The sequence below is a fragment of the Lascolabacillus massiliensis genome (genome assembly GCF_001282625.1).
Lineage (GTDB): Bacteria > Bacteroidota > Bacteroidia > Bacteroidales > Dysgonomonadaceae > Proteiniphilum > Proteiniphilum massiliensis.
In genome coordinates, this window is the sequence record NZ_CTEJ01000002.1 from 1,343,269 (window position 1) to 1,356,414 (window position 13,146).

Genomic DNA, 13,146 nt, shown 5'->3' on the forward strand with positions numbered 1-13,146 from the left:
TTTTCCTCTATTTTCTTCTTTTTATAATTTCATTATAAAGTTTATCTGTTAGACTACTTGTACCTATTCTGAATAGTTGATTATTACACCAATCATCACCAAGTACTTCTTTAACTATTGTGTAATATTTTACTGCATCTTCAGGTGTTGATACTCCACCCGACACTTTTATTCCTACTTTATTAGAGGTTGCTTTATAGTATGATTTGATAGCTTGACACATTACAAAAACCGCCTCAGGGGTAGCTCCCGGATATCCTTTTCCTGTAGATGTCTTAAGGAAATCAGCCCCGGAGTACATTGATAAAACAGACGCATTATTTATATTCTCAGCACTTATCAATGCACCCGTTTCCAGGATAACTTTCAAAGTCTTATCTTTACATACCTCTTTTAACTCCATTATCTCTTCACAAAACTCCTGATATGATTTATCCAGAAAAAGTCCAGCATTTATAACTATATCTATTTCATCAGCACCATCTGCTAGAGCCAAAGAGATTTCGGCTACTTTTACTTCTATAAATGTTTGCGAAGATGGGAAACCGCCCGCAACAGCTGCTATTTTAATATCAGATGTAAGTGATTCTTTCACTGTCTCTACAAAATTGGGATAAATACAGATAGCTGCTACATTTTCTATTTCCGGGTCTGAACCCTCGAAAGTATTTATTTTCTCTGTAAAATTCCAGATATATTCCTTCGAATCAGTTGTGTTCAAAGATGTGTGATCAATACAGCTATAAAGTGTTTTATAAACTTCGTAACTGTTGTTGTTATCAAATCCAGATTTAATAATTTGATCAACACTTTTTTTAGCTTCTTCATCCGTGAACTTCAACGGGTGTTTTTTTAAAGCATCTAAGTATTTATTAGCTTCCATTTAATACTATTTATTTTTATTTTATTATCTAATAACTATAAAGATATTTAAGCATTTAAGACTTCAATTTCTGATTATTCAAATGTCTGTTAGAATCTCTATTAGTTTTCTTTTCAATGCTTCTAATAAATGACTCTTCCAAATTTACACCAGTCTGATTAGCAATACATATTAACACCCATAAAACATCAGCAATTTCCTCGGATAAATCTTTATTCAGATCTGATGATTTAAATGACTGTTCGCCATAAGTTCTTGCCATTATTCGTGCTAATTCACCTACCTCTTCAGTAAGTAATGCCATATTTGTGAGTTCTCCAAAATATCGCACTCCATACTTACTGATCCATTCATCTACTTGCTGTTGCGCTTCGATAATTGTCATATAATTTCTAATTTTTTACTTGAAAAAATAATACCTTTAAAATAGAATGCCCTTAATTTTACAATTAGAAACTCACTCTCTGTTTTTAGAATCTATCCATATTGTAACCGGTCCGTCATTCACCAATCTTACTTTCATATCAGCTCCAAATTCTCCAGTTTTCACATGTTTATTCAGTAAAATCGATAATACTTCACAGAATCTTTCATACAAAGGAATTGATATATCAGGTTTTGCAGCTCTTATATAAGAAGGACGGTTACCTTTTTTAGTGCTGGCATGGAGTGTGAATTGAGAAATAACAAGTATATCTCCTTCAACATCTAATACAGAATGATTCATTACTCCATTTTCGTCATCAAATATACGCAAATTAACGCTCTTTTTAGCTAAGAAATCAATGTCTTCATCTTTATCATCATCTTCAATTCCAACAAAAATCAACAGTCCTTTATTAATCTCGCTTTTTAATTTTCCTTCTATTTCAACTGATGCTTTAGTAACCCTTTGAATTAAAACTCGCATTTATTTTTTTCCTTTATTGTTTAACCAATCCCAAATAATTTCACCTTTACTTTTTCCTATGACCCTAATGATTTCATCTTTTTCAGATTCTTTAAGTCTTTTAATACTTTTAAAATGCAGCAATAGTTTTTTCTTAGTTTCTGTACCTATACCTTTAATCGTATCAAGTTCTGAAGAAATTTGTGCTTTACTTCTTTTTTTTCTATGAAATGTTAAACCAAATCTATGTGCTTCATCTCTGAGATGCTGAATAAGTTTTAGTGATTCAGAATTCTTATCAATATATAGAGGAATAGGGTCATCCGGGAAATATATCTCTTCCAAACGTTCAGCAATGCCAATAACTGCTATTTTTCCATAAAGGCCAATTTTCTGGAGAGAATTTACAGCAACGCTTAATTGACCCTTACCTCCATCAACCACAATGAGTTGAGGAAAAGATTCGCCCTCGTTAAGTAGACGAGAGTAGCGTCTTTCGATCACTTCTCGCATTGAGGCATAATCATTAGGTCCTAGAACGCTTTTAATATTGAAATGTCTGTAATCTTTTTTTGAAGGTTTTGCTTTTTTGAAAACAACACATGCTGACACTGGATTTGTTCCCTGAATATTTGAGTTGTCAAAACATTCTATATGCCAGGGAATATCTTTCAATTGTAAATCCTTCTGAAGTGTAGTCAAAATTCTCATAGCCCTCTGATCAGGATTTAACATCTCAGCTTTTTTGAGTTTGTCAATCTTATACTGTTTTACATTTTTCTCAGAAAGTAATAGAAGTTTCCTTTTATCTCCTCGTTGAGGAACTACGAAATCAACATTTGTTAATTTCAAATCAGGAATAAACGGTACAATAATTTCTTTGGTTTCACTCCCAAATCGCTGTCTCATTTCAACTATACCAAGTCCTAATAGTTCTTCCGGTGTTTCATCAAGCTTCTTTTTATATTCAAATGTATATGCTTGTGTTATTCCACCATTTACAACATGAAGATAATTTATAAATGCTGAATTTTCATCCTCTTCAAAAGAGAATACATCCAGGTTGTAATTGATATTACTTACAACCTGTGATTTTTCTCTGAAGTTCTGTATTAATTGCAATTTCTCTTTAAGTTCATGTGCCTCTTCATATCTCATTTCTGCAGAAAGTTCATTCATCCTTTTAACAACCTGTTTTTCTATGATCGACACATTTCCTTTTAGTATTTCATTTATTTCTTCAATATTCTTATCATAATCCTCCAAAGATTGCAGACCCTCACAAGGACCTTTACAGCGATTAATATGATATTCCAGACATACTTTAAATTTATTTGCTGCTATATTTTCAGGTGTAAGATTTAGTCTGCATGTTCTTATTTTATATACTTTTCTTACTATTTCCAGTAATGCATTAACAGATAATACCGAAGTATATGGGCCAAAATATTTGGACCCATCCTTTACGATATTACGAGTTTTATATACACGGGGAAAGAATTCGTTTTTGATTACTATTGAAGGATAGGTTTTATCATCCTTCAACATTACATTATAGCGTGGTTTAAGCTCTTTTATAAGGTTGTTTTCCAGAAGAAATGTATCCTCTTCTGTATTAACAACAATATATTTGATCTTACGGATATTCCTAACCAGTATTCGCGTTTTCGGATGGTCATGGTATTTGTTAAAATATGAAGAGACTCTTTTCTTTAAATCTTTAGCTTTTCCAACATATATAACGGTCCCTTTCTCATCAAAAAATTGATAACAACCCGGCTGATTTGGAATAACAGCAAGTGTATTTTTTATATCATCGTTCATTTCTTAACAATGAAAACACAAAATCAAACAGAGATTAGAATTTAATAATTGAATTTATTTCAACGTCTGTCGGGAAATGCAGTCTTCCCTCCAGCTCTTCAAGTTCAATTAAAAAGTTTATATATATTTTTTTTACTCCTAGTTTCTTTACCAGATTGTATGCCGCAACCATAGTGCCACCAGTTGCAAGAAGGTCGTCATGAAGTAATACAACATCATCTTCATTCAACGCATCTTCATGAATTTGAATAGTATCTTCACCGTATTCTTTAGTGTAAGTTTCTTCAATTACATTATATGGTAATTTTCCCGGTTTACGAATTGGTACAAATCCTGCATTAAGCTTTATTGCAGTTGCAGGACCCATGAAAAAGCCTCTTGATTCAATACCTACAACTTTAGTAATACCTTTTTCTTTATACAAGTCGTAGAGTATTTCTGATAACTCTTTTAAATGACTCGCAGATTGAAATAGGGTAGTGATGTCTTTAAATTGTATTCCCGGTATAGGGAAATCAGGAATATTTCTAACAGATTTCGTTAATGTTTCTATGCTCATTTTTTTAATTAATTAATAGCTTTGTGTTGTTCCACGTGGAACACCCATATGATTTATCTGCCAAGCAGAACCAGAAGTACAGATATGTCATTGGGTGAAACCCCCGGAATACGCCCTGCCTGGGCAATAGTTTCAGGATTTATACGTGTTAATTTATGTCTTGCCTCTGTTGATAAAGATTGAATTTCGTTATAGTTAAACCTGTCTTTTATAGAGATATCTTCCAGCCGGGTAATTTTGTCAGCTATAATCTGCTCTCTTTTAATATAGCCACTATATTTAATCTTGATGTCTGCAGACTCTATCACCTCTTCTTTTCTATCAGTTATAGTATCAAGAAGATCTCTTAGCGGACCAATCTCTTTTGCCATTATCTGAAGATCGATATGTGGCCTCGATAGTAAGTCAACAAGTTTTACCCCCTGCTTAAGTGGAGCTGTACCTATACTTTCCAGATACGGATTAATTCTATCAGCTTTTACAGAGAAATTTTCAGTAAACTCTTTAATCTTTCTTACATTCTCAACTTTCTGATGATAAAAGTTTAATCTTTCAGTCTTAGCCAAACCTAGTTCGTACCCTTTTTCGGTAAGTCTTTCATCAGCGTTGTCTTGTCGAAGTAATATTCGGTATTCAGCACGAGATGTAAACATTCTGTATGGTTCATCCACACCTTTCGTGATAAGGTCGTCTATCAATACACCAATATATGCTTCATCTCTTCTTAATGTGAAAGGAGATCCGCCATGACAGTTTATATGTGCGTTTATACCGGCTATTAAACCTTGTCCTGCTGCTTCTTCATAACCTGTTGTCCCATTAATTTGACCGGCAAAGAATAGGTTTTTCACCATCTTAGTTTCTAATGTTGCTTCTAGCTGTGTAGGATCAAAAAAATCATATTCTATCGCGTAACCGGGACGGAAAATATGAACGTTTCTGAATGCAGGAACAAGCTGCAAAGCTTTTAGTTGAGTTTGCAGGGGTAGGGACGAAGAAAAACCATTCAGGTAGAACTCATGTGTATTTACTCCTTCTGGTTCTAAAAATAGTTGGTGACTTGTTTTATCTGAGAATGTAACTATTTTGGTTTCTATACTTGGGCAATATCGCGGTCCGATACTTTTAATCTGACCATTATATAGTGGTGATTCATCAAGTCCTTCTCTTAGCGCTTCATGAACCTCCTCACTGGTGTATGTAATCCAGCAGCTGCGCTGTTCCAATGTTCTTTGGACATCTGGCAGGTATGAGAATTTATGAAAATCATCATCTCCCTTTTGTTCTTCCAAAAGAGAAAAATCAACAGATCTGGCGTCAATTCTAACTGGTGTACCTGTCTTCATCCGGTCTGTTTTGAAACCGAAATCACGCAACTGTTCCGACATGCCATATGATGCCTGTTCACCAATTCTGCCCCCGCCAATTTGAACTTTCCCCACATGAATTAATCCATTAAGGAATGTACCATTTGTTAATACCACTGCGTTGGCATTGAACTCAACACCCATCCGTGTTTTAACTCCAGTTACTCTGTGACCTTCAAATATTAGTTCTGTAACCATATCCTGCCACATAGCAAGATTTGGTGTATTTTCTATAATTTCTCTCCAAGTCTCAATAAATTTAACCCTGTCACTTTGAACACGTGGACTCCACATAGCAGGTCCTTTTGAGCGGTTTAACATGCGAAACTGTATAGCAGTTTTATCGCTAACAATTCCCATCTGTCCACCCAAAGCATCAATTTCGCGTACAATCTGCCCTTTTGCAATACCTCCTACGGCTGGGTTGCAACTCATTTGGGCTATCTTGTTCATATCCATTGTTAAAAGCAATGTTTTCGAACCCAAGTTAGCTGCTGCTGTAGCTGCTTCGCAACCGGCATGTCCTGCACCGACTACTATTATGTCATAATTAAAATTCATTTTGCACTTTGTGTTCAATTAAAGACCCAAAGATACTAAAAAAGAAAACGTTACGTTTATGTTGGATGTTAATTACAAATAAGAACAGTTGAAAGTACTTTAACTCAGTAGTTTAGTGATTATATAAGTATTGAATTTTTCGTTAACAGAGATCATAAAATTATAATCGGTATATATATATCATATATGTAAAATATTGATATAAATCATATTATAGTTTACAAATGTAATCGAGAGAGGATTGATATATCCTTTTGTAAATTATTAATCAATCGTTTTCAGTATATTCAGTGCACTATTTTCAGCATCTCTCATTTTCTTTTTCTCATCTTTTGAACTGTCGGAAAGTCCACATAGATGCAAAACACCATGTATTATAACACGGAACAGTTCCTCTTGATAATCAGTAGTATACATTTGTGAATTCGACTTTACAGTATCCAGACTAATAAAAATATCTCCGGAAATTTTATCGCCCTCACTATAATCGAAAGTAATTATATCTGTGTAATAATCATGATTGAGATATTGTCTGTTTACCTCAAGAATTTTATCATCGTCACAAAAGATGTATGTAATTTCTCCGATAGTTTTGCTGTAAATGCCAGCTATTTTTTTTATCCACTCCGATGTTTTTCTCTTCTTTATTTCGGGTGATTTTACGTTTTCTGTCTGAAAAGATATGGCCATAACTCTTGATTATTAACTGAAAAATAGATATGCTACAAAAATTGCTGCAATCACACCAGCCAAATCAGCCAATAGTGCATATTGAACTGTATAGCGACTGTTCTTAATATTAACAGCTCCATAATATACTGCTACAATATAGAATGTAGTATCAGTGGCTCCCTGAAGAATACTGGACAACCTCCCAGTAAATGAATCAGCTCCAAAAGTCTTCATGGCATCAATCATCATACCCCTTGCCCCACTTCCACTCAAAGGCTTCATTATGGCTGTTGGAAGACCATCAACCCATCTGGCGTCAACTCCAGTAAGTCCAACCAAATTTCTCATACCCTCCATTAGAAATTCCATAGCACCAGAAGCACGAAATACACCAATGCCTACCAATATAGCTATTAGGTAAGGTATTATTGATACAGCCGTTTTAAATCCCTCTTTTGCACCATCAATAAATGACTCAAAAACATTAATCTTACGGTGCATTGCTTTAATAATAAATAGAACTATTATAGTAAGCAGTATTATATTGGCAATAAGGCTGGATACTATATTTACCTGTTCCTGAGGCATGGATTTAAAAACAATTACCGTTCCTGCAATTATTCCTCCCATACCCAAAATAAACCCCAGAATCTCTTTACAGAAAATATTTATACGTTGCCTAAGGCATACAGCAATTAAACCAACCAGAGTTGCAAAAAATGTAGCAATCATTATCGGAATGAATACATCTGCAGGATTAGCAGCACCCATCTGTGCACGGTAAACCATTATGGTTACCGGTATTAATGTTAGTCCCGATGCATTAAGCACCAGGAACATTATCATAGGATTCGATGCCCGATCCTTCTTTAGATTGATCTCTTGCAGTTCCTGCATTGCTTTTAATCCAAAAGGAGTAGCAGCATTGTCCAGTCCCAGCATATTTGCAGATAAATTCATCAGCATTGATCCATAAGCAGGATGATTTTTCGGTATATCGGGAAATAGCCTGGAGAATAGTGGAGCAACAGCTCTGGAGAATAGCTCAATCATACCTCCTCTCTCTCCAATTTTCATTATACCAAGCCATAGAGAAAGTACACCTGTTAGCCCGAGAGAGATCTCGAAACCTGTCCGGGCAGTTTCATACGTTGAGTTCATGATGTCTGTAAACACTTGAACATCACCATAAAAAACAAGTTTTATAACTGCAATTATAAAAGCTATAAGAAAAAAAGCAATCCAAATATAATTCAGGACCATGGCTGGGTTGTTTCGTCGATTATTAAACTGACGCTCTATATAAAATCAATCAAAGATACAATTTAATGGAAATATGAACAAGGAGCCGATTTAATTTATTAACTTTAAGGATCAACACAATAAAATGTATTGGAAAGACTTTTTTTATTACAATAAAGGGAGCCGTTCAGCAATTATTTTATTGCTGATACTGATCCCGCTTTCAATTATTCTAAATTCATTTATTAGTATTAAAAAATCATCTGGATTAGATGCAAGTCAGAATGACTCAATAATTAATGAGTTTATGAGATCGAGAGAAGCTGTGGTCATAAATAATTATGGAAAGTCATTCAAATCGAAAAGAAATCCAGTTACTGATACATCTGAAATCAGGTCAGAAGCATTACAATATAAAAATGAAATATCGATTGCATCAAAGAGTAGAAGTCCTGCACATTTTCCTCGAATAATTAAATTAAAAGAGGGTGAAACTATCAACTTAAATGAGAATGATACAACCCAATGGAAAAAGATTCCCGGTATTGGAAGCACATACGCTTCGCGAATTGTTAAGTATAAAAATCTTTTGGGTGGCTTTTTTTGTAAAGATCAACTTATGGAAGTGTATGGCATCGATAAAGAGCTATATTCAAGAATAGAACCATTCATTAAAACAGATAGTAATTATATAAAACTAAATGTAAATGAAATGGAGTTCCGCGATTTATTAAGACATCCTTACCTGAACTACAATCAGGTTCAGACTATTTTTAACCTCAGAGACAAAAAGGGCAGGATAAGCAGCATAGAGGAACTCTCATTGCTTGATGAGTTTACTGATGATGATATTGATCGACTCAGACCCTATCTTCAGTTTTTGTAGAAATTTCAAATTTGATTTATATAAATAAAGACCGACAAAATATCGGTCTTCAAATCTAATCCAACTAAATATATAAACTGGCTATTTATATATTGTAGTGGTTGTAGGAGAATAAATTCCACTGGTTAAAATAGAAACCAATCCATTAACGAATGACATCTCAGTTTTAACAGTATAATTTTTTGCTCCACCTGCTAAAACGGCAGGATCAGATACTTCAATTGGTGCCAACCCACCAATCAGATAATGATTCCATTTAGTAATTTGCTGATTACCCTGCGCTCCTTCTCCAACAACAGTAGTGTAGGAATAACATGAAGTCATAAGCATTACTGTAAAAATTACAGCAGCTAATTGAATTAATCTTTTCTTCATTTAATTGAAATTAAAAGATTACACATAGAATTTTAAACATGATATCATGTTAAAATTAACAGTGTAAATGTACAATATAATTTAAATTCAACAAAATATTCTAAAAATATCTTTTAAGGATATCAGAAACAGAAGTGTAATATCCACGACCAAACAGGTTTAAATGTACAAGAAGGAAATATAACTGATACAGATCTATCTGTTCATAATAAAATTCTGTTATAGGTATTATTTCATGATAAGCACCATAGAACTCAGCTCCAAAACTGCCAAAAAGTTTGCTCATAGCTATATCCACCATTGAGTGTCCTCTGTATACTGCCGGGTCTATAAGAAATGGAGTACCATCCGTCGAGATAAGATAATTGCCTCCCCATAGGTCTCCATGAATAATAGAAGGAGTCACATCATAAAGGTAGCGGTTGAATACATCAATACTTTTATCTTTATTCGGTATCTCTTTTTCTGACAGTAAGCCAGCTCTTGATGCCGTTTTTAGTTGTGGAGAGATCCTCTCTTCCCAGTAAAAATCTATCCAGTCTGTATGAATTTTGTTGCTCTGTGGCAGACTTCCTATATAGTTATCTGAGTCTAGACCAAAGTCATCTTGCTTCAGTGAATGAAGTGCAGCCAATTCCCTTCCAAGCCTTTCATAATCTGAAGACACAGGGCGTCTGTTTTCAACATAATCCATCAGAATTATTGCTTTATCATTAACTGAATCCACCAGATGAACATGAGGAACAGAGATTGTAGCTGTCTTTTCTATTACATCAAGTCCTTTTTGTTCCGCGTGGAACATCTCAAGCGCATCAGGCGCTTTATTTAATTTAAGAAAGTAGTTCCTTTCAGGGGTCTCCAGCAGGTAAGCCGAAGAGATTGACCCTCCGGTTACCGGTCTGGTTGAGTTGATTTTCTCTGATATAGTATCAGATATGTAACTCAGAATATCCTTTATCATGGTATAATTATTAAAATTCAGTTTAGGTATAACTCTTACCCTAACATGATTATTAATTCCTTGTAATCGCTGCAATATTCTCTTTAATTAATGCAATCTTGCTTTCAGCATCAGCCATCTTTTTGCGCTCATTCTCAACTATTTCCGGTTTAGCGTTTTGAACAAACTTCTCATTGCTAAGTTTCTTCTGAACAGATTTCAAGAAACCCTCAGTGTATGTAAGTTCAGCCTCAAGCTTTTTCAATTCAGCTTCTGTGTCAATATTATCTGTAAGAGGAACAGTGTATTCTGTTGTACCAACAAGAAATCCTGCTGAACCAGTCTGTTTTTCAGAGACCTGTTTAATTGAAGTCAGGTTACACATTTTTGCAATAATGCTATTAAACAACTCTTTGTGTTTACCTGTAATCTCCAGTTCCAGAGCCTCTTTATTTGGTATATTCTTTTCAAGTCGGATTGTACGTATACCAGAAATGATATTTTTAACATCCTCAAAATCCGACAGAAGCTCTTTATTAACATCTTCTCCTTTTGGCTGAAGTGAAATCATCAGGCTAACACCCTCTTCCCTTGTGTAGAGTGCCTGCCACAGCTCTTCGGTGATAAATGGCATAAATGGATGTAATAAACGCAGCAGATCATCAAAAAAGCTTAGTGTTGCATCATAGCTCAGTTTATCTATTGGTTTCTGATAAGCAGGCTTCACTATCTCAAGATACCATGAAGAAAACTCATCCCAGAAAAGCTTATAGAGAAGCATAAGTGCCTCAGAAAGGCGATATTTTGAGAACAAGTCTTCCACCTCAGCTATTGTATCAGAAAGCTTGCTTTTAAACCACTCGACTGCTATCTTGGATGACTCAGGCTGAGGAATATTTTCATCAACATCCCATCCTTTCACCAGGCGGAAAGCATTCCATATCTTGTTGTTGAAGTTGCGACCCTGTTCACACATCGACTCATCAAATGGCAGGTCGTTACCCGCAGGCGAAGTTAGTAACATCCCCATTCTCACTCCGTCAGCACCATATTTATCCATCAATTCTATTGGATCAGGTGAGTTACCAAGAGATTTCGACATCTTCCTGCCCAGCTTGTCACGTACAATACCGGTAAAGTAAACATTACGGAAACAAGGCTCTTTACGGTATTCATATCCTGAAATAATCATACGAGCCACCCAGAAGAAAATAATCTCCGGTGCAGTAACAAGATCATTGGTAGGATAATAGTAATTTATATCTTTATTATCAGGTTCGTTAATACCATTAAAAACAGATATCGGCCACAACCATGATGAGAACCATGTATCGAGTACATCCTCATCCTGCTTCAGATCATCTATAGTTAACTCATAATCCACCTGTTGTTTTGCCTTTTCAAAAGCCTCTTCCTTTGTCAGTGCAACAACATAACCTCCTTTGGGAAGGAAATATGCTGGAATCTGGTGTCCCCACCATAACTGGCGACTAATACACCAGTCCTTGATATTCTCCATCCAGTGACGGTATGTATTTTTATATTTTTCAGGGAAGAAACGTATTGTATCATTTTCTACAGCCTTTGCAGCCGGTTTTGCAAGATCTTCCATTTTAAGAAACCACTGCATTGAGAGCTTTGGCTCAATAACCTCGTCTGTACGCTCAGAAAATCCTACCTTATTAGTATAAGGTTCTGTTTTTTCAATTAATCCGGCTTCTTCAAGATCCTTCTCAATCTGTTTACGAACATCAAATCTGTCCATTCCTGCATAGCGGTCACCATTTTCATTTAGTGTACCATCAGGATTAAATATGTCAATTGATGGGAGATTATATTTCTCTCCCAGTAAATAGTCGTTCACATCATGTGCAGGAGTAACTTTAAGGCAGCCTGTACCAAACTCTATATCAACATACTCATCTTCAATTACAGGGATAGCTCTGTTCACCAGCGGAACAATCACCTTTTTTCCTTTCAGGTGTGCATTCTTTGGATCATCAGGGTGGATACACATAGCAGTATCACCCATTATTGTTTCGGGACGGGTAGTGGCAACAACCGCATATCTGCCTTCAGGATCACCCTCTATCATATATCTCAGATAATAGAGCTTACCATTAACCTCCTTATGTATAACCTCCTCATCTGACAGTGCGGTTAAAGCTTTTGGATCCCAGTTTACCATCCTTACACCACGATAGATCAGACCCTTTTCATATAGATCACAGAAAACTTTCAGAACACTTTCAGATCTTATATCATCCATAGTGAAAGCAGTTCTGTCCCAGTCGCACGATGCCCCTAGCTTTTTCAGCTGTTGAAGAATAATACCACCATGTTCACGAGTCCAGTTCCATGCATGTTCTAAAAACTCATCTCTGGTCAGGTCATTTTTCTTGATTCCTTCAGCAGCCAGCTTATTAACAACCTTAGCCTCAGTAGCAATCGAAGCATGATCAGTACCAGGTACCCAGCAGGCATTTTTTCCCTGCATGCGTGCACGTCTGACCAAAACATCCTGGATAGTATTGTTGAGCATATGACCCATGTGCAGGACACCGGTCACATTTGGTGGAGGGATAACAACTGTATATGGTTCACGCTCATCTGGTTCTGAATGAAAGAGGTTATTATCCATCCAGTATTTATACCACTTGTTCTCAACCTCCGCAGGATTGTATTTGCTTGCAATTTCCATCTGAAAAAATCAATAAGTTTGAATTAAATTAATAATCTGTTTCTCAAACTGAAACAGATTATTATTCCAATATTTACAACAAAGTGCAAAAATACAAAAAATGATGTTTATATCATAAGGTTATTTATTTGTATCAGCTTTAAATATAGTTTTTGTAGATGTTCTCATAATATCAGATATGAATATAGTCCAGAGATTACTTATACATACCTTATATACAGATAAGCTATGTATAAGCGATCTATAA

Annotated in this window: 12 protein-coding genes; 1 reads left to right on the forward strand and 11 read right to left on the reverse strand. The window is 35.3% G+C overall.

What is annotated here, in order from left to right; genetic code table 11:
- Window positions 1-7: 7 nt before the first annotated feature.
- The 8 genes from deoC to BN1354_RS10465 form a co-directional block, all read right to left on the reverse strand.
- Window positions 8-883, reverse strand: coding sequence for a deoxyribose-phosphate aldolase (gene deoC / locus BN1354_RS10430; protein WP_053827066.1), 876 nt, complete (start codon window positions 881-883; stop codon window positions 8-10).
- A gap of 55 nt (window positions 884-938) precedes the next feature.
- Window positions 939-1,268, reverse strand: a complete 330-nt coding sequence (locus BN1354_RS10435; protein WP_045090554.1) for a nucleotide pyrophosphohydrolase — start codon at window positions 1,266-1,268, stop codon at window positions 939-941.
- A gap of 72 nt (window positions 1,269-1,340) precedes the next feature.
- The gene (dtd, locus tag BN1354_RS10440) at window positions 1,341-1,793 is read right to left on the reverse strand and encodes a D-aminoacyl-tRNA deacylase (RefSeq protein ID WP_053827067.1); all 453 of its coding nucleotides are present in this window, start codon (window positions 1,791-1,793) and stop codon (window positions 1,341-1,343) included.
- Entirely contained in the window at window positions 1,794-3,596 is a 1,803-nt protein-coding gene (gene uvrC, locus BN1354_RS10445) for an excinuclease ABC subunit UvrC (RefSeq protein WP_053827068.1), read from the reverse strand.
- Window positions 3,597-3,630: 34 nt separating this feature from the next.
- Window positions 3,631-4,155, reverse strand: a complete 525-nt coding sequence (locus BN1354_RS10450) for an adenine phosphoribosyltransferase (RefSeq protein ID WP_045090551.1) — start codon at window positions 4,153-4,155, stop codon at window positions 3,631-3,633.
- A gap of 53 nt (window positions 4,156-4,208) precedes the next feature.
- Complete coding sequence (mnmG, locus tag BN1354_RS10455) at window positions 4,209-6,083, reverse strand: tRNA uridine-5-carboxymethylaminomethyl(34) synthesis enzyme MnmG (protein ID WP_053827069.1); 1,875 nt, start codon at window positions 6,081-6,083, stop codon at window positions 4,209-4,211.
- 264 nt (window positions 6,084-6,347) lie between these two features.
- Window positions 6,348-6,773 carry an rRNA maturation RNase YbeY gene (ybeY, locus tag BN1354_RS10460; RefSeq protein ID WP_053827070.1) on the reverse strand — a complete coding sequence of 142 codons (426 nt, stop codon included), beginning with the start codon at window positions 6,771-6,773 and terminating at the stop codon, window positions 6,348-6,350.
- 12 nt (window positions 6,774-6,785) lie between these two features.
- Window positions 6,786-8,018, reverse strand: a complete 1,233-nt coding sequence (locus tag BN1354_RS10465) for a nucleoside recognition domain-containing protein (RefSeq protein ID WP_053827071.1) — start codon at window positions 8,016-8,018, stop codon at window positions 6,786-6,788.
- Window positions 8,019-8,304: 286 nt separating this feature from the next.
- Here BN1354_RS10465 and BN1354_RS10470 point away from each other — a divergent pair, with 286 nt between their 5' ends.
- On the forward strand, window positions 8,305-8,883 hold the full coding sequence (locus BN1354_RS10470; protein WP_197272053.1) for a helix-hairpin-helix domain-containing protein: 579 nt from the start codon (window positions 8,305-8,307) through the stop codon (window positions 8,881-8,883).
- Window positions 8,884-8,964: 81 nt separating this feature from the next.
- Here BN1354_RS10470 and BN1354_RS10475 read toward each other — a convergent pair whose 3' ends face one another.
- The 3 genes from BN1354_RS10475 to BN1354_RS10485 all read right to left on the reverse strand — a co-directional run bounded on the left by BN1354_RS10475 (window position 8,965) and on the right by BN1354_RS10485 (window position 12,899).
- Window positions 8,965-9,258, reverse strand: coding sequence for a Bor family protein (locus BN1354_RS10475; protein WP_045090546.1), 294 nt, complete (start codon window positions 9,256-9,258; stop codon window positions 8,965-8,967).
- A 100-nt stretch (window positions 9,259-9,358) separates the two neighbouring features.
- Window positions 9,359-10,219: a fructosamine kinase family protein gene (locus BN1354_RS10480; RefSeq protein ID WP_045090545.1), complete on the reverse strand. Its 861-nt coding sequence runs from the start codon at window positions 10,217-10,219 to the stop codon at window positions 9,359-9,361.
- Between the two features lie 52 nt (window positions 10,220-10,271).
- Window positions 10,272-12,899, reverse strand: coding sequence for a valine--tRNA ligase (locus tag BN1354_RS10485; RefSeq protein ID WP_045090544.1), 2,628 nt, complete (start codon window positions 12,897-12,899; stop codon window positions 10,272-10,274).
- Between the last annotated feature and the right edge of the window lie 247 nt (window positions 12,900-13,146).

Excerpts from the sequence above, each read along its gene's own strand:
- BN1354_RS10465 (WP_053827071.1), bottom strand. The coding sequence starts at position 8,018 with ATGGTCCTGAATTATATTTGGATTGCTTTTTTTCTTATAGCTTTTATA.
- BN1354_RS10435 (WP_045090554.1), bottom strand. The coding sequence starts at position 1,268 with ATGACAATTATCGAAGCGCAACAGCAAGTAGATGAATGGATCAGTAAG.
- deoC (WP_053827066.1), bottom strand. The coding sequence starts at position 883 with ATGGAAGCTAATAAATACTTAGATGCTTTAAAAAAACACCCGTTGAAG.
- BN1354_RS10470 (WP_197272053.1), top strand. The coding sequence starts at position 8,305 with ATGAGATCGAGAGAAGCTGTGGTCATAAATAATTATGGAAAGTCATTC.
- dtd (WP_053827067.1), bottom strand. The coding sequence starts at position 1,793 with ATGCGAGTTTTAATTCAAAGGGTTACTAAAGCATCAGTTGAAATAGAA.
- BN1354_RS10475 (WP_045090546.1), bottom strand. The coding sequence starts at position 9,258 with ATGAAGAAAAGATTAATTCAATTAGCTGCTGTAATTTTTACAGTAATG.
- BN1354_RS10485 (WP_045090544.1), bottom strand. The coding sequence starts at position 12,899 with ATGGAAATTGCAAGCAAATACAATCCTGCGGAGGTTGAGAACAAGTGG.
- ybeY (WP_053827070.1), bottom strand. The coding sequence starts at position 6,773 with ATGGCCATATCTTTTCAGACAGAAAACGTAAAATCACCCGAAATAAAG.
- BN1354_RS10450 (WP_045090551.1), bottom strand. The coding sequence starts at position 4,155 with ATGAGCATAGAAACATTAACGAAATCTGTTAGAAATATTCCTGATTTC.
- uvrC (WP_053827068.1), bottom strand. The coding sequence starts at position 3,596 with ATGAACGATGATATAAAAAATACACTTGCTGTTATTCCAAATCAGCCG.
- BN1354_RS10480 (WP_045090545.1), bottom strand. The coding sequence starts at position 10,219 with ATGATAAAGGATATTCTGAGTTACATATCTGATACTATATCAGAGAAA.
- mnmG (WP_053827069.1), bottom strand. The coding sequence starts at position 6,083 with ATGAATTTTAATTATGACATAATAGTAGTCGGTGCAGGACATGCCGGT.